This window comes from Marinobacter sp. NFXS9, assembly GCF_040148665.1.
Lineage (GTDB): Bacteria > Pseudomonadota > Gammaproteobacteria > Pseudomonadales > Oleiphilaceae > Marinobacter_A > Marinobacter_A mangrovi.
In genome coordinates, this window is sequence record NZ_JAGDDW010000001.1 from 552,136 (window position 1) to 568,080 (window position 15,945).

A 15,945-nucleotide genomic window follows, 5' to 3' on the forward strand; every position below is an offset into this window, starting at 1 on the left:
GCGGCCGTCCGTAATCAGGTAGGTTCGGATATGCAGCCCCGGCTCGCGGCGCTGCCATTGCCGGATGAGTTGCGCCGCGCGGTTCACGACAGCGCGCAAGGGTGTTCCCCCGCCGCCATGGGTCGCATCCAGTCGGCCGGCCATGGCCTTGGGGGCTCGACGCCTCGACAGGACCGACTGCACGCCATCGTTGCCGAACGCCAGTACAGCGATCTGCTCGCGGGCGGCATATGCCTGGTGTGCGAGAGAATCCACCATACCTTTAGCCCGCCCCAGAAGGCGCTTACCCAAAGTGGATCCGGACGTGTCCAACAGCACCAGGTGCAATACGGGCTGGCCGGATCGGGCCTTGCGAAAGCGCAGTTCACGCAAGGGCCAGCGCCCCCGGTTAGTCAGCAACGTGGCAAACCAGTCCGGCTTGTCGTTGGAGCGTTGGGCGTGGCGATGCCCGGCGTGATCGCCTTTGCGGGCTTGTGAGGCCGGGGTTGTCGTCCGCTGGTGGGCATCGTGTTGCAAATGTGAAGCCGGTGGCGCGCGCCAGTCGACGGCTTCGGTACGCTGGGCCTCGGGCGGCAGAGCGCCCCACTGCCCCTGTTCTTCTCGGCCCTCACCCTGACGCCCCTTATTCTGACCATCGAGCGGATCTGATCCGGATGAGCCGTCTTTGGGCGCCGGCGGTTCCGTGGGCGGTGTTGTGCGCCGGTGCGCGAGCACCCAGGGTTCGACCGCTTCGAGATCGTGCAGCGAGATCGAGCAACCCCCTCGCCAGGCCGCATGGGCCTGGGCCGCCCGGTGCCAGGTCACGTCCGCGCGCAGCCCTTCGACGCCCGCTGCCTCGCATTGTTCGGCGATGTGGGGATACACCCAGTCCGGTGTCGCTACCCGCGCCAGACTCTCCCGGGCGCGGACAATGCGGTCCGCCAGGGCCTGCTGCTCGTCGGCAAATTGCGCGCAGAAACGCAGTGGATCGTTTTCGAAAGCTTCCCGCTGCTGGACGATGGCCACCCGGTCCGCTCGTGGAATCGAGCGCTCCAGCTCCAGGCACAGCCCGAAACGGTCCAGCAGTTGCGGCCTCAACTCCCCTTCATCCGGGTTCATCGTGCCGATCAGGGCAAAGCGCGCTGAGTGGGTGTGGCTGATCCCGTCCCTCTCCACCACGTTGGTGCCCCGAGCCGCCGCATCCAGCAGCAAGTCCACCAGCGCGTCAGGCAACAGGTTGACCTCGTCCACGTAGAGAACACCACCGTCGGCCTTCGCCAGCAAACCGGGCTGGAATCGTACGCTCTGATCAGCCAGCACACCCTGCAGGTCGAGGCTGCCGATCAGGCGATCCTCGCTCGTGCCCAGCGGCAGGTTCACGAAGGGCGAACGGCTGCCATCACCGTCGATCGGCAGGATGTCCGCCAACGCCCGGGCCAGTGTCGACTTGGCGCTTCCCCGGGGGCCGCTGATCAGTACGCCGCCGATTTTCGGGTTGATCGCGTTCAGGATCAGCGCCGTCTTCAGCGACGATTGACCGACGATGGCCGTGAACGGAAACTCAGACGGCTGCGTTGACATGACCCAACCGCCCCTTGTCCGCCAGACGTTTCAGCACCAGGGCGCACAGCACGCCCGCCAGCAGCCAGAACCCGAGATTGGCCAGCCCGGATGCCCAGATAAACCGGTAATGCAGCTCGGTCAGCGCCAGCACCGCCTCGGGATCCGGATTGGCGAACATCGGTCCGTCATGGGCCGGCACGAAAAACTGCGGAGCGATCAGCAACGGCACACCCAGGAGCCGCTTCCAGCCCGTTGCGAGAAACAATAAACCGAGACCGGCGGCCGCCAACACCACAGTGACGATCCACCAGGTTTGCCGGAGTTCGAGAGCTGCGGCGCTGGCACCGGGAATTTCAGGTGGCAGGCCGATCGAAGGCGCAATGAACACCGCCAGGTAACCCAGCGCACCCAGCAACAAGCCCTGTTGAACCTTGGGCGTGATTCGGCCCCTTTCCCGCAGCTGGTTCATCAGGACCAGCAGGATGGCCGCGAAGCCGATACCGGCGCAGATGTTGGAAACCGTGGTGTAGAACAGGCGTTCGGCGCCGTCCGCCGGGGCCCAGGCGTTATCGCCATGATGGTGGCCTGCGCTATCGCCGTGGTCGTGATCGGCGTGATCGTGATGGTGAGCTACCGGCTCAGCGGTTTCGTACTGCTCGGCGGCAAGGATGATGGGCGACGTGCCCAATGCTTCAAAGGCCGTCATGGCCAGCCCCAGGATCAGCCCAACCAGACAGGCGCCCAGGATCAATGAACGGAACATGGTTTTCCCTCCGATGAAAACACAGAATCACGTGACGCGGTTGGCCGGTCAGAAAATTGACCGACGAACGTCAGCGGTTGTCAGTGATGGTCCGTGCTCAGTGGCAGGGAAAAACGAACGTGTGCCGGGTGTCGTGCGCGGCGTTGTGCGCGGCACTCATCGGCAGGAAGCCCACCGCATAAAGGATCAGCGCGCCGAAAAGCGCAACCGCACCCTGCTGGATGGCTGATGAAACGTGGGAACCAGAACGGGACGCCCGTTCCGTGGAAGGCGTGGAAACTACAGACATGTTATCTCCCCCGGTGCCCGCCGCACCGTCATTGGATGGATCGAAGTGACGGGCCGGTCTTCGGGCTCGAAGAGGAAACGGTCTGTCGACCGTCTCGTCGCCTACGCCTTCCCGGCAAATGCCAGTGGCTCGTGCAGGCTACATCTTCATTACCGATGCGGGGGCAGCGATGGAATTGGCCGTGAGGCCGCACCATACTTCCCGATTATCCTCTCTGTGAGAGGCACCCATCTTCAAGGCGTCCATCGTAATGCAACTCTTACGACGGGCGCAACGCATCCTGGCGATTTTACGATTATTTCCGTTCAGGCCGCTCTGCCAGCCACTCCGCCAGCGGGTGCTCAGAGCCCAGCGCGCCGGACCAGCGGTCATGGTGCACCAGCTCATCCAACGGCAACCGGGAACGCCAGCCCTTGGCCTGCAGTTCCGGCTGATCCAGGAATTCACTCACATACCCGATACACAGGTAAGCCAACGGGTAGACGCCCTCCGGCAATTCCAGCACCTGCGCCAGCTTGACCTGGTCCAGGATGCTGACCCAGCCCACGCCAATGCCTTCGGCCCGTGCCGCCAGCCACAGGTTCTGGACAGCCAGGCAGGTGCTGAACAGATCCGTTTCAACGATGGAATTCCGGCCCAGGACGTTCGAGCCACCGCGACTGCGGTCGCAGGTGATACAGAGGTTTAACGGGCTATCGAGAATGCCCTGGAGTTTGAGGCTGCGGTACGTGGATTCGCGTTCGCCGGTGTAATTGTCCGCAGCCCGCTGGTTTTCCTGGTCGAAATTATCCAGCACACGCTGGCGAACCTCACGGCTTTCGATGACCAGAAAATCCCAGGGCTGCATGAAACCCACGGACGGCGCGTGGTGGGCGGCTTCCAGAAGACGCCCGAGCACATCCGGCGGCACCGGGTCCGGCAGGAATTGGGAGCGCACGTCCCGGCGCTCGAAAATGGCGCGGTACAGTCCGCTGCGTTCCTCGTCGGTAAAGGCGTTGTCGGCGGACATCAAACCGTTTCCCCGTTCAGTTTCAGTAGCCGACGCAGCAGGTCGGTATCCAGTTCTTTCTCCAGCTGATCCGCCAACCTATCGAGCTGCAGAAGGCGGTGTTGCTGATAATCGACGGCCCGGTGACTGTGCAGTCCCCAATGGGCCAGGAGCGCCGCACAGGCCTCTGCGCGATCGAAGATACCATGCACGTAGGTGCCCATCACCTGACCATCGTCACTGATCGCGCCATCCGGCCGACCGTCGAGATGAGCCAGCGGCCTGTTGAGTGCGGTCCCCGTGGTGACCCCGTTGTGAATCTCGTATCCGGTCAGAGGCACCTGGCTCTCCGGACCCTCCAGGCGGAGGCTACCGGTGACGTTACGCAATTGCTTGCCGGAGACCATGCGCGTATTGATCGAAAGCCAGCCCAGCCCTTCGGTGTTTCCGGGCGCGCCCTCCAGTCCGTCCGGATCGGCCACCCACTCCCCCAGCATCTGGAATCCACCGCAAATCCCAAAGACATGGCCGCCATAACGCAGGTGCCGGGTGATGGCGGCCGGCCAGCCATGTGCCTTCAGCCAGCCCAGGTCCGAGCGGGTGCTTTTGCTGCCCGGCAGGATGATGACATCGCCCGACGGAATCGCTTCGCCCTCACCGACGAATCTCAGCTCCACCTCAGGATGCGCCCGCAGGGGATCGAAGTCGTTGTGGTTACTGATACGCGGCAGTCTCGGCACAATGACCCGGAGCTTCCCACCCCCATCGGCACCGCCCAGGTTGACGCTGTCCTCGGCGTCCAGTAACAGTCCCTTGAGGTAGGACAACACGCCAACCACCGGCTTCCCCGTGCGCTCAGTCAGCCAACTCAGCCCGGAATCCAACAGCCCCGCGTCGCCCCGGAACCGGTTGATCACGAAGCCGGCAATGCGAGCCTGCTCACTTTCCGAGAGCAGCGCCATCGTACCGACCAACTGGGCAAACACCCCACCCCGCTCGATGTCACCCACCAGCAGCACGGGGCAATCGGCGGCTTCGGCAAAGCCCATATTCGCAATATCGTTCGCGCGCAGGTTGATTTCGGCCGGACTGCCCGCCCCTTCCGCAACGATCACGTCGTACCGTTCCGAAAGCGCGCGCCAGGCGGCCATCACCGAGTCAGCGGCCTTGGCTTTATAGGCATGGTAGTCCAGCGCCCCCATGTTGCCGTGGACCTGGCCACGCAGAATGACCTGGGCGCCCGAATCCGTCTGGGGTTTGAGCAACACCGGGTTCATGTCGCTATGGGGTTCGATACCGCAGGCCAATGCCTGCAACGCCGTGGATCGGCCGATCTCACCGCCGTCGACGGTCACCGCACTGTTCAGCGCCATGTTCTGGGGTTTGAAAGGGGCAACTGAAACGCCCTGGAGAGCCAGCCAGCGACACAGGGCCGCAACGACCGTACTCTTGCCGGCATCGGAGGTGGTGCCCTGAATCATCAAGGTGGTCATCGTCAATACAGCCTGTGGTTAAAACGCGGAAGATTGGGGATCGTCGAACGAGTGGCCCGCAGCGGCCGCACTCCGGATGTCGCGAAACGCCTGCTCAAGTCGGGCCCACTCGCTCTCGACACCGGGGAGCCCGAACCGCAATGCGGCCGGTGCCTCAAACCGACGAACCAGAATCCCGCGAGCGGCCAGTTGGTCGGCCAGCGAGACGGCCTCTTCGGTCACAACGTACTGGAACAGCGCCGTGCCTCCGGTCACCGACAACCCGGCCCCTGCCAGCAAACCGGCTAGCCGGTCGCGATCCCGGCGCAAGCGCTCTGCGGTTTGTGTTTGCCAGCCGTTATCCGTCAACGCTTCGGCCAGGATGGCGCGTGCCGGCCCGCTGACGGCCCAGGGACCGAGGTCGGAGGCCAGTCGATCGACTATTCCGGACTCACCGAACAGGGTGCCCGCTCGCAGCCCCGCGAGCCCGAAGAACTTGCCGATGGACTTGAGAACAAGCAGCCCGGGACGATCGGCAAACGGTGCGAGGCTGTGAGTGGTTTCATCCGGCAGCAGGAAAGCCTCATCGACCACCAGCCAGCCACCCCGGGACTGCAAGCGATCATGCCAGTGCAACAGCGTCTCACGATCAACCTGCAATCCCGTCGGGTTATTGGGATGAATCCAGACCAGGACATCCAGCGCATCGAGCCAATCTTCGTTGCCTTCAGCCTTGGCGACATCCACGGGCACGACGTCATGACCCGCCGACGCCCAGCAACGACCGTGCTCCTCGTAGCCCGGTGCGGGCACACCTACACGGCACGGGACGCGGAGCCGAGGCAAACCCTGAATAGCGGCCTGGGAACCGGGCACTGGCAGGACACCTGAACCCTCTGCGGCTTGGGCCCAGCTTTTCAGGATCAATTCGAGTCCGTCATCGTCCTCAGGAAGTCGTTGCCAGACGCTCGCCGGTAAAGACGGGATCGGCCAACCGACCGGATTGATGCCGGTGGACAGATCCAGCCACTGTTCTCTCGGAATGAGCCAGCGACGTACCGCCTCATTCAGACGCCCGCCGTGTGCCAGGTTATTTGGAGATGCCATGGTTCCTTCCGGTTTCACAGGATGACCGACAACAACACCGTCGCGATCAGCCACAATGCAACACCCCGGTAGACGAGGCGGATCGAGGCCCGTATCGAATCCGCTGTCGCCGCAGGCCCATCGCCCAGTACCGGACGCTGCCGGAGCCCTTCACTGTAGGGTGCAGCGCCACCCAGGGACACGCCGAGCGCGCCGGCGCCGGCTGCCATCACAGGGCCGGCATTGGGGCTTTCCCAGGATCGCCCCTGCGCCTGCCAAAACAGCCAGGCCCTTCGGGTTTGCCCGACCAGTGCATAGGTCAGCGCTGTCAGACGAGCCGGGATCACATTCATGACGTCGTCCAGGCGCGCGGCACATCGCCCAAACCGGTTGAACCGCTCATTGCGATAACCCCACATGGCGTCCAACGTGTTGACCATGCGATGCAGGACGACCCCGGGCAGCCCGGCCACGAGATACCAGAACAGGCTGGCGAACACCGCGTCCGCTCCGTTTTCCAGCATGGATTCCGTGGCCGCGGTGGCTACGCCGGTGTCGTCCAGGGCCTCGGTTTTGCGGCTGACGATCCGGCCCACCGCCTCCCGGGCTGCCGGCAAGTCACCCTTTTCCAGTTCAACGGCGACGGCCTGCCCATGCTCGGCGAGACCTCTCAGGGACATGGCCAGCCAGAGTACAACAACCTCGAGTATCAGCAGCAACGGTTCGGGCGTTACCGCAGTGACCAGCCAGGCGAACCCGGTTATCGGGACGGTCAGGATCAACACGCCCGCCACACCATTGCTGATCGAACCCGGAGCCCGATTCAGAGCCTGTTCGACCCGGGATACCCATCGACCGTAGGCAACCAGCGGATGCCATCGCCGGGGTTCTCCCAGCCAATGATCCAGCAGCACGGCAAGCAGACAGACACCGGCAGATGCTAACAATTCAGGCCTTCCTCGACGTAATTGCCCGGCAATTGACCCGGGGCATGATTCCAGACAAGCGGCACAGTCTACTCGACCGACACCACCTTGACACCATACCGGCACCGTACGACTATCGTCCGCCCGCTCATCCTGCAGGAATGTGTTATGACCCTACCGGTTGCCTGGACCCACCCCCTACCCGAGCCTGATATGGCGTTCACCCGACGCGCCAGGGAGCAGCAAGACCAGCTGACCAAACCGCCCGGATCCCTGGGGCGCCTGGAAAAAGCCGCGATTGCTCTGTGTGGCCAGCAACGCCGCCAGACTCCTTCCGCGGACCGCGTTCATATCGCCGTGTTTGCAGGCGATCATGGTGTGTGTGAGGAAGGTATCTCCGCGTTTCCGCAGGCGGTGACCGCCCAGATGATTGCCAATTTCGCCGGCGGTGGCGCTGCGATCAACGTGCTGGCCAAACAGCTGGGGGCTTCACTGGAGGTCGTTAATCTCGGCACCGTCGGTGAGGTGCCAGCCGACCTGCCCGGCGTGGTACAGGCGGTCATTGCGCCGTCGACCGGCAACATTGCAGTGGAACCGGCCATGACCGATAGCCAGCTGGCAGAGGCCCTTGCCGCCGGTGACCAGGTCGCCGCACGGGCCGCCGAAGCCAGCGCCGATCTGTTGATTGCCGGGGACATGGGCATAGGCAACACCACGGCTGCGGCCGCGGTCGCCTGCGCCCTGATGGATGAAGCGCCCGAAACGCTGGTAGGCGCCGGGACCGGGCTCGATCCGGAAGCGATCAAACATAAGGCGATGGTCGTTGGTCGTGCCCTTGAGCGGCATGGAAAAAACCGCGATCCGCTGGCGGTTCTGCAATCACTGGGCGGCTTCGAGATTGCGGCCATTGCCGGCGCCTACCTGGGCGCCGCAGCCCGGGGCATTCCCGTCGTGGTGGACGGCTTTATTGCCTCGGCGGCGGCCCTGGTGGCCGTTCGTCAACAACCCGCATTGAGCGCCTGGCTGCACTTCGGCCACTGCTCGGCGGAACAGGGTCATCGCCGCGTGCTGGCGGCGCTGGACGCGGAGCCGTTGCTTGACCTGGGCATGCGGCTGGGCGAAGGCAGTGGTGCCGCGACCGCCGTCACGTTGCTGCGCTCGGCGTGCGCACTGCACAACCAGATGGCCAGCTTTGCCGATGCCGGTGTCAGTGACGGGAGTGACGCATGAGTGATGACGGTGCGACGCTGATCGATCTGATCCGCCACGGTGAACCCAGTGGCGGCCCCATGTTCCGGGGCAGCAAGGACGATCCCCTCAGCGAGACCGGCTGGCAGCAAATGCGCACAGCGATCTCAAGCGAAGACCGTTGGGATGTGATCGTGACCTCGCCGCTGCAACGGTGCCGCGGATTTGCCGAATGGCTGGGAGCGGAGCATGGGCTCGATGTCGAGGTGGTCAACCGTCTGCGGGAAGTCAGTTTCGGGGATTGGGAAGGCAAAACCGCAACGGATATTGAGGCGGCGTACGGCGATCACCTGAAACGCTTCTGGGCGGATCCGGTCGCCAATACACCGGCAGGGGGCGAAGTGCTTACGGCCTTTTCCGAGCGGGTCTTGGGCGGCTGGACGCAGTTGAAAGCGACTTACCCCGGAAAACGGATCCTGCTTGTCTGCCACGGCGGCGTTATCCGGATGATCCTGGCCAATGTGCTTGGCATCCCGCTCAGCCAGTCGTTTTCCGGATTTGCCGTGCCCTTTGCCTGCCGCAGCCGGATCCGCGTTGACCGGACGCCACACGGGGAGTTCAGTGCCCTGCTGAGTCACACGCCGCTGGCTTCCGAACCCCACTTGCGCTGAGTGGGATCAGGCGGGCGCTTTCAACGTCAGCGGCAGCCCGGCCACACTCATCACGACCCGATCGCAGACCCGGGCCAGCGCCTGATTCAGCCACCCCAGCTCGTCGCAGAAACGCCGGGTCAGCGGGTCCATGCCGATCGTTCCCAGCCCGACCTCATTGCTGACGATCACCACGGGCCCCGCGTGAGCGCTCAACGTATCAATGAATCGCTGTTTCTCCAGCTCCAACACCTCGTCACCGGCATGCAGCAAGTTGCTGAGCCAGAGACTCATGCAATCCACCAGCAGGCAGTTGTCGGACGACTGCGAGTCAAGCACACGACCCAACGAGACCGGCTCCTCGACCAGCCCCCACCCATCGGGACGCAATGACTGGTGCCGCTTGATCCGGCGCGCCATCTCGTCATCGCCGGCCGTCGCCGTGGCCACGTAGGTGACCGGGGCGCCGGAATCAGCCGCCATCTGTTCCGCCAACGCCGTCTTGCCGGAGCGAATCCCGCCCAGAACCAGTATGTTTTCGGCCATCCGCCGGATCTCCTAACGTTCCACGATCATCAAACCCTGCGCCAAGGCAGCGGGGCCGCACAGGTTAACACGTCGACGCCCCTGCCCCTGTCAATTCAACCATTTCCCTTTAAAATGCGCCTTCCACCGGCAGAACGAGTTGAACGTGAGCGCACCAACGTCCCGACTGAATCAGGAATGGCAAACCTTCTGGCTGGCCGTGAGTTTTCTCACCCGGATTCCGTTGCCGGTCCGGATCGATTATTCCCGGCAGCGCATGAACAACAGCAGCATGTATTTTCCCCTCGTAGGGCTGCTGTTGGGCGTCATCTACGCCGTAGCTTACGTTTCCCTGGACGCGGTTTTCAGCCCGCTCGTCAGCGTGTTGCTCGTGATGATTCTGCACCTCTGGCTGACCGGCGCCTTCCATGAGGACGGCCTGGCCGACAGCGTTGATGCCCTGGGCGGCGGATACACGGTGGAGGATCGGCTGCGCATCATGAAGGACAGCCGGATTGGCACCTACGGTGCGGCTGCCCTGATCATGGCCCTGGCGCTGAAAGCCGCATTGCTGCTGGATACCCGGCCGATCTGGCTGGCGCTGTTGCTGGCACCGGCCATCTCGCGTTTTACGCCCCTGCTGATGATGCACTACCTGCCTTACGCCACCTTGTCCGAGCACAGTAAAACGAAGCCGGTTGCCTCCGGCTTTCCGGCCAAACGGCTGGGCTTGGCCTTTGTCGTGACCCTGCTCATCGTTCTGACCGGCACGCTAAAGGATGACGCATTGCTGCTGGTCAGCCTGCTGGCCACCGCTGGCGTCGCATTGGTCTGGGGCCGTTATCTGAAAACGCAATTGGGGGGCTATACCGGGGATGCGCTGGGAGCCAGCGTGGTTCTGTCAGAACTGGTCTTGCTGATCGGGCTGGCGATCTAAACAAAATCCGGCCCCTGGGAAACTCACAGGAATCACTGAAGGTGGTTTGCACCGAATCTGGTGCGGATCGTCTTGGGAAACGTTCGGGGATACCGGGAAGAGAAGAAAAGTGGCGGTGGGCCAGGGATTCGAACCCCGGGAGGGCTATTAACCCTCGGCGGTTTTCAAGACCGCTGCATTCAGCCACTCTGCCAGCCCACCGTATTCGCTTGTCGCGAGCTGCCTTGCGACAGCGGGGAGCATGATACCGGAATCGATTGGCCTGTCAACGTCGATTCACGGGAATTTTATCGTTATCCCATGATGTTGAACCAAAAACAGACAATTCGGTCCAAGCGTTACAAATTCTTTGATAAGACGTTGAATCTTGCGTATTTGCCCTTATCATGAGGATAGGTTGATTGAACTGTTGAAGTAGTCTAGTGGCGGTTCTGTTGCAAGCACGGTAAAGCGGATCGCCATCCGTTCCCGTATAGATACAGAGGCGCCACTAGACTGCTTCGAAAGTTCCAACCTTAACGTTCCACCATCTGACTGGAGATTATGATGGACGACAGACGCTTCCAAGTTCGCAACGGCCAGGGTGCCTATGCCCAGAGCCATACCGGAAGTGCAACGACCGGTATCGACGCCAATGCGATGAAGGTGTTGCGCAATACCTATTCCCTGCTCTCGATGACGCTGTTGTTCAGCGCCATTATGGCCGGTGTGTCCATGTCAATCGGCCTCGGCCAGGGGGCCAGCCTGATCTGCAGTCTGGGTGCTCTGGCCCTCGTATGGCTGGTGCTGCCGCGGACCGCGAACAGCTCAGCCGGCATCGCCGTCGTGTTTGCTTTCACCGGTCTGCTCGGCCTGGGCCTCGGCCCGCTGCTTAACCATTACCTGGCCATGTCCAACGGCAGCGCCATCATCATGCAGGCGCTGGGCGGTACCGCCATTGTCTTCATGACCCTGTCGGCCTACGTCCTGACCACCAAGAAGGACTTCAGCTTCATGGGCGGCATGCTCATGGCCGGTCTGGTGGTAGTGCTGGTTGCTGCTCTGGGCTCCCTCGTTGCGGGCATGTTCGGCGTTGACGTCGCAGCCTTCAGCCTGGCGATCAGTGCTGCCATCGTGCTGCTGATGTCCGGTTTCATCCTGTTTGATACCAGCCGTATCATTCATGGTGGTGAGACCAACTACATCATGGCGACCACAGCGCTGTACCTGAACATCTACAACCTGTTCGTCAGCCTGCTGCACATTCTGGGCGCCCTGAACGACGACTGATATCATTCAGGCTTCCCGTACCAGAAACCCCGGTTCGCCGGGGTTTTTTCGTCTAAGCCGTTTAAGGAATGCTCATGGCTGCTGAGGACGCTGCCCGCTTTACCCTCGTAATCACCGGCGCCCCCTACGCCAGTCAGGCGCCCCAGACCGCCCTGCACTTCGCTCGTGCCGCAATATCCGGCGGTCACACCATCGCCCAGGTTTTCCTGTATGGCGACGGCGTACACCTGGCCTCCAACCTGGCCAGCCCGCCCAGCGATGAAACCGACTGGCCGGCCGAATGGCGGGCATTCCTCAACGAACACCAGATTCCGGCCACCTGCTGCATCGCATCGGCCCTGAGGCGCGGCTTGCTGGACGACTCCGAAGCCAGGCGCTACGAGAAGCCCGCCAGCAATGTATCGGCACCCTACCAGGTCGCCGGATTGGGCGATTGGCTGGCCGCAACCCAGGACAGCACGCGCACCCTGTATTTTAACGGAGGCCAATCATGAGCCGCCGCTACCTGTTCGTCATCGATCGAGCGCCCTACGGCGACTGGAGCGGACGTGAAACGCTGGATATGGCGCTGTCAGCGGCCGCCTTCGACCAATCCCTGGCCCTGCTGTTTACCGGACAGGGCGTCCACTGGCTGCGCGGCGACCAACAGCCGAAGCGAATTGAACAGAAAACCGTTTCCCGCAATTTGTCCGCCGCCACCATCTTCGGGATCGAATCGCTGTATGTGACGAAGGCGGAACTGGACCGACTTGGGTCCTATGTCGATCCAGGCCTGACGCTATCGGCGATCGACACCGTCCGGGATCTGGAAAACCAATTCACTGACGTGGTACGCCTTTGATGAACTGCCTGCATATCCTGAACAAGGCTCCCGACGTTCCGCGATTTTCCGCCTGCCTGGCAGACCTCCGGGCCGGTGACAGCCTGTTGCTGACGGAAAACGCCGTTCTGGCGACCGTCGACACGACGCTGTCATGGCCGGACGGCATTACGCTGTACGCGCTGCAGCCGGACGCCGAAGCGCGCGGCCTCTCTGTGGAAACCAACCCATTTCAGGTACAGTCCATAGACTTCCCCGAATTTGTTACTCTGACGCTTCAAGCAGATAAGGTAGTGTGCTGGTAATGTCCGTTGTAATGCCCGCCCGCAACAGTGAAGGCTTTCTGGAAAATCCCGAGGCGTGGACGCCGCCGGTGGCCGAGCGCATCGCCGCCGAGTCGGACATCGCGTTGAACGACGCCCACTGGGAGATCATTCACATGCTGCGCGAATTCTACGCCGAGCATGAAATGGCCCCGCCAGCCGCCCGTTTTTTCGTGAAGGCCGTGAAGCAGCACTTTGGCGAGGAAAAAGGCAACAGCATCTACCTGATGCAGCTGTTTCCCGGAACCAGCGCCGTGAAGGTGGCCTGCCGGATTGCCGGGCTTCCCCGGCCCACCAACTGCCTGTAGGTACACCATGTCCGACGAACACGCCTCATTGCCCGAAACCAAACCCGGCGAACATCCGTTTGCGCCCTATGTGCGCATTCTTGGCCGGGGTAAGCGCGGCTCTCGCTCACTGAACCGGATCGAGGCCCGCCATGCCATGGGGATGATTCTCGCCGGCGAGGTGGAAGACGTGCAGCTGGGGGCCTTCCTGATGCTGATGCGGGTCAAGGAAGAGTCGCCGGAAGAACTGGCCGGCTTTGTGGACGCCGTTCGGGCCCAGGCCAATGCGCCCGAAGGACTGACCGTCGATATTGACTGGTCGTCCTACGCCGGTAAACGCCGGCACGCGCCCTGGTTTTTCTTTTCTCTGCTGCTCCTGGCCGACGCCGGCTTGCGGGTTTTCGTCCACGGCGCCGAAGGACATACACCGGAGCGGATTTATCTGACGAGCGTCATGGAAACATTCGGCTTTCCTGTCGCCCACGACTGGGAAGCGGCCGCCCGCCAGTTGGACGAAACCAACCTGTCCTACATGCACCTGCGCGATGTCGCGCCTCGCCTGGCCGAGATGATCGAGCTGCGCCCAATTCTTGGACTGCGCTCGCCGGTGCATTCACTGTCCCGACTGATCAACCCACTGTCGGCGCCCGTGGTGCTGCAAGGCATTTTCCATCCGCCCTACGCCGGCCTGCATCAGGGCGCCGGTGAGCTACTGGGCTACGAGCGTGTTGCGGTCATTCGGGGCGAAGGCGGTGAGATCGAACGCAACCCGGACAACGTTATGAAGGTCTTCCGGGCCCGCCGGGACGGTGACGGATTCGTGACCGAAGAAGACAGCTGGTCGGCACTGTTCCCGCAACGACACGTCAAGCCGGAGAAGATCGATGTGACGGATATGGCGCGGGTCTGGCAGGGCGATCTATCGGATGAGTATGGCGAAGCCGCCGTTATCTCCACGGCCGCCCTCGCGCTTTATGAAGCCGGACGTGCCGAGAGCCATGACACGGCTCTGGCCCGGGCGGAAGCCTTGTGGAATGAGCGCGACCGCCAGCGATTCGACTCAGCGCTGGCCGTTACGGGCTGAATCCGGACGGCTATTGTCCCGCCGCTCCGGATCGTCAAAGGAACCGAGAAAGCTGCTGAGCCCGTTCTCAACCAGGCCCGAGCCAAACTTCAGGAAGGTTCGAGTCGATTCCTTGAAGGTACTTTCCGGCAGATCCATCAGCCCTTCCCTGACGCCCTCTTTCACTCCCTGGCGTACGCGCTGTTCGACGCTGTCACCGGCCGCTTTCAGCTCATCCACCTTACGATCGATGTACGGGCGCAAAACAAAGCGGTAGAAGGCCGCCAGTACCACCAGCACGGTTATCGCGGTCACCACGATGTGTACGAGAATATCTTGCCAGATCGCCATGGCGGGGATCTCCGTGTGTTGCCCTAAAAGCCGATCGAAACCGGCCAGTAATAAAGAAAACCCAGTTGTACCACGCCGGCAATAGCGCCCAACAGGCCGCCCACCAGCATCAGGTACAGCTCCTCCTCCTTGAAGGCCGGTCGCAGGATATCCTGGAACTCGGCGGGGCCGAGCGCCTTCATTTGCTGGGCCAGAACACCGGCGACCACCGGTGCCCGCTCCCGATTGAACTCCGGATCGCAGAACACATGCCCCGTCGCCAGGATGGCTTTGTCGTTCATAGCCTTCTTCAGCTCGGTATAGCCGCTCATCCCGACACTCAGTTGGGCGCCCAGCTTCATCAACACCGACTGATCCAGCAGTGGCCGCAGATGTTTCTGGACAATGGCTCGGGTTCGGCCGCCTTCCCGTCCGTTGATCATGGCGTCGGCGACCTTTTCCACTGTCAGCAGCTCTTCGGCAACCAGGCGGCTCCAGACGTCGCTGATTTCGTCCTGACGGCGCAGGAATAGGCCCTGCACCTGCCAGCCCAGGATCCGGAACGGATTGAGGGGGCGGAAAATCAGGTTGATCGCCAGCCAATTCGTGAGGAAGCCGACCACGAAACCGGTCAGCGGCAGCAACCACGGAAACGGAAAGGATATCCAGGCCGGCAGAATGGCCGCGCCGAGCAGGCCACCGATCAGGGCGCCCTTGTTGACGACCGAACGCAGTTCCACGGCGCCGGCCTGCTGGAAGATACGGTTCATCAGGTCCGGGTGACGTTTGAGCTCGCGACTCAGCAACGCTTTCAGGTCAACGATGTCACTGAGGTCGTCGCCAAAATCCTCGACCAGGGATTCAATTCGCGCGGGCAGTTGCTCCCGGGCCCACTGGTAGATCCGGTTGCGCAAAAACATGGGCATGTTGTCCCAGAGAACCGGTTGCACGTCGTACATGATCTCATCGATGTACTCATCCAGCCGCGGCGTGACCTGGGAGACGACCTGCTGGACGATGCGTTCGGGATCCAGCTTTTCGTAGACCAGGCTGAGGTCGCCGAATTGCTGCAGCGTGCGGTCCACACAGATGTGGGCCATCTTCTCCGACTTGCGTGGGATCACCCCCTGCCAGCCGAACCAGCGCCCCAAACCGATGAAATTCACCGGATAGAAGGACATCTGGATCGCCAACCAGTTGGTAAACCAGCCAACAAAAGCGGCCATCAAAGGAATGGACCACAGCGTTGAATCGCTGAACATGGATACCCCAGTCAATCTGTCCGGGCCTGCCGAGCCGGAACATAAGCGTCATCGTCGGACCTACTCGATAGAGAGTCCGGAACCTGTGTTGGCTATCGCGAGCCTTATTATGATAGCCATGATGGGCCAGCGGAAAGACGGTAACATTGGCCGTCCTGCCGAAAAAAACCAGACTGGAAAGTCCACGAAACGGGCGGGCACAAAAAAAGGTGCCAGCGGCACCTT

General features: G+C 62.2%; 18 protein-coding genes, 1 tRNA gene, 1 pseudogene and 1 riboswitch. Of the genes and pseudogenes, 9 read left to right on the forward strand and 11 right to left on the reverse strand.

The window, feature by feature from the left end:
- Positions 1–525 precede the first annotated feature (525 nt).
- From J3364_RS02415 to cbiB, 7 genes and pseudogenes are all read right to left on the reverse strand, one after another.
- Positions 526–1,560: pseudogene (locus tag J3364_RS02415) on the reverse strand (magnesium chelatase ATPase subunit I); the annotation flags it as partial.
- Positions 1,541–2,305 carry a CbtA family protein gene (locus tag J3364_RS02420; RefSeq protein ID WP_349556399.1) on the reverse strand — a complete coding sequence of 255 codons (765 nt, stop codon included), beginning with the start codon at positions 2,303–2,305 and terminating at the stop codon, positions 1,541–1,543. The gene J3364_RS02420 and the pseudogene J3364_RS02415, both read right to left, overlap by 20 nt.
- Before the next feature lie 97 nt (positions 2,306–2,402).
- Positions 2,403–2,594, reverse strand: coding sequence for a CbtB domain-containing protein (locus tag J3364_RS02425; protein ID WP_349556401.1), 192 nt, complete (start codon positions 2,592–2,594; stop codon positions 2,403–2,405).
- Between the two features lie 34 nt (positions 2,595–2,628).
- Positions 2,629–2,840: riboswitch (cobalamin riboswitch) on the reverse strand.
- Between the two features lie 49 nt (positions 2,841–2,889).
- Positions 2,890–3,603 (reverse strand): 5,6-dimethylbenzimidazole synthase, encoded by a 714-nt coding sequence (bluB, locus tag J3364_RS02430; RefSeq protein WP_349556403.1) that lies wholly within the window; start codon positions 3,601–3,603, stop codon positions 2,890–2,892.
- Positions 3,603–5,075 (reverse strand): cobyric acid synthase, encoded by a 1,473-nt coding sequence (locus J3364_RS02435; protein ID WP_349556405.1) that lies wholly within the window; start codon positions 5,073–5,075, stop codon positions 3,603–3,605. Before J3364_RS02435 ends, bluB begins: the two co-directional genes overlap by 1 nt.
- An 18-nt stretch (positions 5,076–5,093) precedes the next feature.
- The gene (cobD, locus tag J3364_RS02440) at positions 5,094–6,161 is read right to left on the reverse strand and encodes a threonine-phosphate decarboxylase CobD (RefSeq protein ID WP_349556407.1); all 1,068 of its coding nucleotides are present in this window, start codon (positions 6,159–6,161) and stop codon (positions 5,094–5,096) included.
- A 14-nt stretch (positions 6,162–6,175) separates the two neighbouring features.
- Positions 6,176–7,087 (reverse strand): adenosylcobinamide-phosphate synthase CbiB, encoded by a 912-nt coding sequence (gene cbiB / locus J3364_RS02445; RefSeq protein ID WP_349556409.1) that lies wholly within the window; start codon positions 7,085–7,087, stop codon positions 6,176–6,178.
- Positions 7,088–7,234: 147 nt separating this feature from the next.
- On the opposite strand from cbiB, the gene cobT reads away from it, so the two are divergent.
- Positions 7,235–8,296: a nicotinate-nucleotide--dimethylbenzimidazole phosphoribosyltransferase gene (cobT, locus tag J3364_RS02450; protein WP_349556411.1), complete on the forward strand. Its 1,062-nt coding sequence runs from the start codon at positions 7,235–7,237 to the stop codon at positions 8,294–8,296.
- Positions 8,293–8,925, forward strand: a complete 633-nt coding sequence (locus tag J3364_RS02455; protein WP_349556413.1) for a histidine phosphatase family protein — start codon at positions 8,293–8,295, stop codon at positions 8,923–8,925. The genes cobT and J3364_RS02455 overlap by 4 nt, the downstream gene beginning before the upstream one ends.
- A gap of 6 nt (positions 8,926–8,931) precedes the next feature.
- Here J3364_RS02455 and cobU read toward each other — a convergent pair whose 3' ends face one another.
- Complete coding sequence (gene cobU / locus J3364_RS02460) at positions 8,932–9,450, reverse strand: bifunctional adenosylcobinamide kinase/adenosylcobinamide-phosphate guanylyltransferase (RefSeq protein WP_349556415.1); 519 nt, start codon at positions 9,448–9,450, stop codon at positions 8,932–8,934.
- Positions 9,451–9,595: 145 nt separating this feature from the next.
- Between cobU and cobS the strand changes: the two genes are divergently transcribed.
- Positions 9,596–10,366: an adenosylcobinamide-GDP ribazoletransferase gene (gene cobS / locus J3364_RS02465; RefSeq protein WP_349556417.1), complete on the forward strand. Its 771-nt coding sequence runs from the start codon at positions 9,596–9,598 to the stop codon at positions 10,364–10,366.
- Between the two features lie 110 nt (positions 10,367–10,476).
- Here cobS and J3364_RS02470 read toward each other — a convergent pair.
- Positions 10,477–10,567, reverse strand: a tRNA-Ser gene (locus tag J3364_RS02470).
- 345 nt (positions 10,568–10,912) lie between these two features.
- On the opposite strand from J3364_RS02470, the gene J3364_RS02475 reads away from it, so the two are divergent.
- The 6 genes from J3364_RS02475 (at position 10,913) to J3364_RS02500 (ending at position 14,149) form a co-directional block, all read left to right on the forward strand.
- Complete coding sequence (locus J3364_RS02475) at positions 10,913–11,635, forward strand: Bax inhibitor-1/YccA family protein (RefSeq protein ID WP_123634484.1); 723 nt, start codon at positions 10,913–10,915, stop codon at positions 11,633–11,635.
- 74 nt (positions 11,636–11,709) lie between these two features.
- Positions 11,710–12,129, forward strand: coding sequence for a sulfurtransferase complex subunit TusD (tusD, locus tag J3364_RS02480; protein ID WP_349556418.1), 420 nt, complete (start codon positions 11,710–11,712; stop codon positions 12,127–12,129).
- Positions 12,126–12,476: a DsrE family protein gene (locus J3364_RS02485; RefSeq protein ID WP_349556420.1), complete on the forward strand. Its 351-nt coding sequence runs from the start codon at positions 12,126–12,128 to the stop codon at positions 12,474–12,476. The genes tusD and J3364_RS02485 overlap by 4 nt, the downstream gene beginning before the upstream one ends.
- On the forward strand, positions 12,476–12,760 hold the full coding sequence (tusB, locus tag J3364_RS02490; protein WP_349556422.1) for a sulfurtransferase complex subunit TusB: 285 nt from the start codon (positions 12,476–12,478) through the stop codon (positions 12,758–12,760). Before J3364_RS02485 ends, tusB begins: the two co-directional genes overlap by 1 nt.
- Positions 12,760–13,086: a TusE/DsrC/DsvC family sulfur relay protein gene (locus J3364_RS02495; RefSeq protein WP_349556424.1), complete on the forward strand. Its 327-nt coding sequence runs from the start codon at positions 12,760–12,762 to the stop codon at positions 13,084–13,086. Before tusB ends, J3364_RS02495 begins: the two co-directional genes overlap by 1 nt.
- A gap of 7 nt (positions 13,087–13,093) precedes the next feature.
- Positions 13,094–14,149: a glycosyl transferase family protein gene (locus J3364_RS02500; RefSeq protein WP_349556426.1), complete on the forward strand. Its 1,056-nt coding sequence runs from the start codon at positions 13,094–13,096 to the stop codon at positions 14,147–14,149.
- Here the strand turns inward: J3364_RS02500 and J3364_RS02505 are convergent.
- Both J3364_RS02505 and J3364_RS02510 read right to left on the reverse strand, forming a co-directional pair.
- Positions 14,126–14,479: a hypothetical protein gene (locus J3364_RS02505; protein WP_349556428.1), complete on the reverse strand. Its 354-nt coding sequence runs from the start codon at positions 14,477–14,479 to the stop codon at positions 14,126–14,128. The two genes, J3364_RS02500 and J3364_RS02505, sit on opposite strands and share 24 nt — an antisense overlap.
- A gap of 23 nt (positions 14,480–14,502) precedes the next feature.
- Positions 14,503–15,720, reverse strand: coding sequence for a DUF445 domain-containing protein (locus J3364_RS02510; RefSeq protein WP_349556430.1), 1,218 nt, complete (start codon positions 15,718–15,720; stop codon positions 14,503–14,505).
- Positions 15,721–15,945 lie beyond the last annotated feature (225 nt).

Bases quoted from the DNA above. Each gene is read 5' to 3' on its own strand.
- J3364_RS02420 (WP_349556399.1), bottom strand. From the start codon at position 2,305: ATGTTCCGTTCATTGATCCTGGGCGCCTGTCTGGTTGGGCTGATCCTG.
- J3364_RS02425 (WP_349556401.1), bottom strand. From the start codon at position 2,594: ATGTCTGTAGTTTCCACGCCTTCCACGGAACGGGCGTCCCGTTCTGGT.
- bluB (WP_349556403.1), bottom strand. From the start codon at position 3,603: ATGTCCGCCGACAACGCCTTTACCGACGAGGAACGCAGCGGACTGTAC.
- J3364_RS02435 (WP_349556405.1), bottom strand. From the start codon at position 5,075: ATGACCACCTTGATGATTCAGGGCACCACCTCCGATGCCGGCAAGAGT.
- cobD (WP_349556407.1), bottom strand. From the start codon at position 6,161: ATGGCATCTCCAAATAACCTGGCACACGGCGGGCGTCTGAATGAGGCG.
- cobT (WP_349556411.1), top strand. From the start codon at position 7,235: ATGACCCTACCGGTTGCCTGGACCCACCCCCTACCCGAGCCTGATATG.
- J3364_RS02455 (WP_349556413.1), top strand. From the start codon at position 8,293: ATGAGTGATGACGGTGCGACGCTGATCGATCTGATCCGCCACGGTGAA.
- cobU (WP_349556415.1), bottom strand. From the start codon at position 9,450: ATGGCCGAAAACATACTGGTTCTGGGCGGGATTCGCTCCGGCAAGACG.
- J3364_RS02475 (WP_123634484.1), top strand. From the start codon at position 10,913: ATGGACGACAGACGCTTCCAAGTTCGCAACGGCCAGGGTGCCTATGCC.
- tusD (WP_349556418.1), top strand. From the start codon at position 11,710: ATGGCTGCTGAGGACGCTGCCCGCTTTACCCTCGTAATCACCGGCGCC.
- J3364_RS02485 (WP_349556420.1), top strand. From the start codon at position 12,126: ATGAGCCGCCGCTACCTGTTCGTCATCGATCGAGCGCCCTACGGCGAC.
- tusB (WP_349556422.1), top strand. From the start codon at position 12,476: ATGAACTGCCTGCATATCCTGAACAAGGCTCCCGACGTTCCGCGATTT.
- J3364_RS02495 (WP_349556424.1), top strand. From the start codon at position 12,760: ATGTCCGTTGTAATGCCCGCCCGCAACAGTGAAGGCTTTCTGGAAAAT.
- J3364_RS02500 (WP_349556426.1), top strand. From the start codon at position 13,094: ATGTCCGACGAACACGCCTCATTGCCCGAAACCAAACCCGGCGAACAT.
- J3364_RS02505 (WP_349556428.1), bottom strand. From the start codon at position 14,479: ATGGCGATCTGGCAAGATATTCTCGTACACATCGTGGTGACCGCGATA.
- J3364_RS02510 (WP_349556430.1), bottom strand. From the start codon at position 15,720: ATGTTCAGCGATTCAACGCTGTGGTCCATTCCTTTGATGGCCGCTTTT.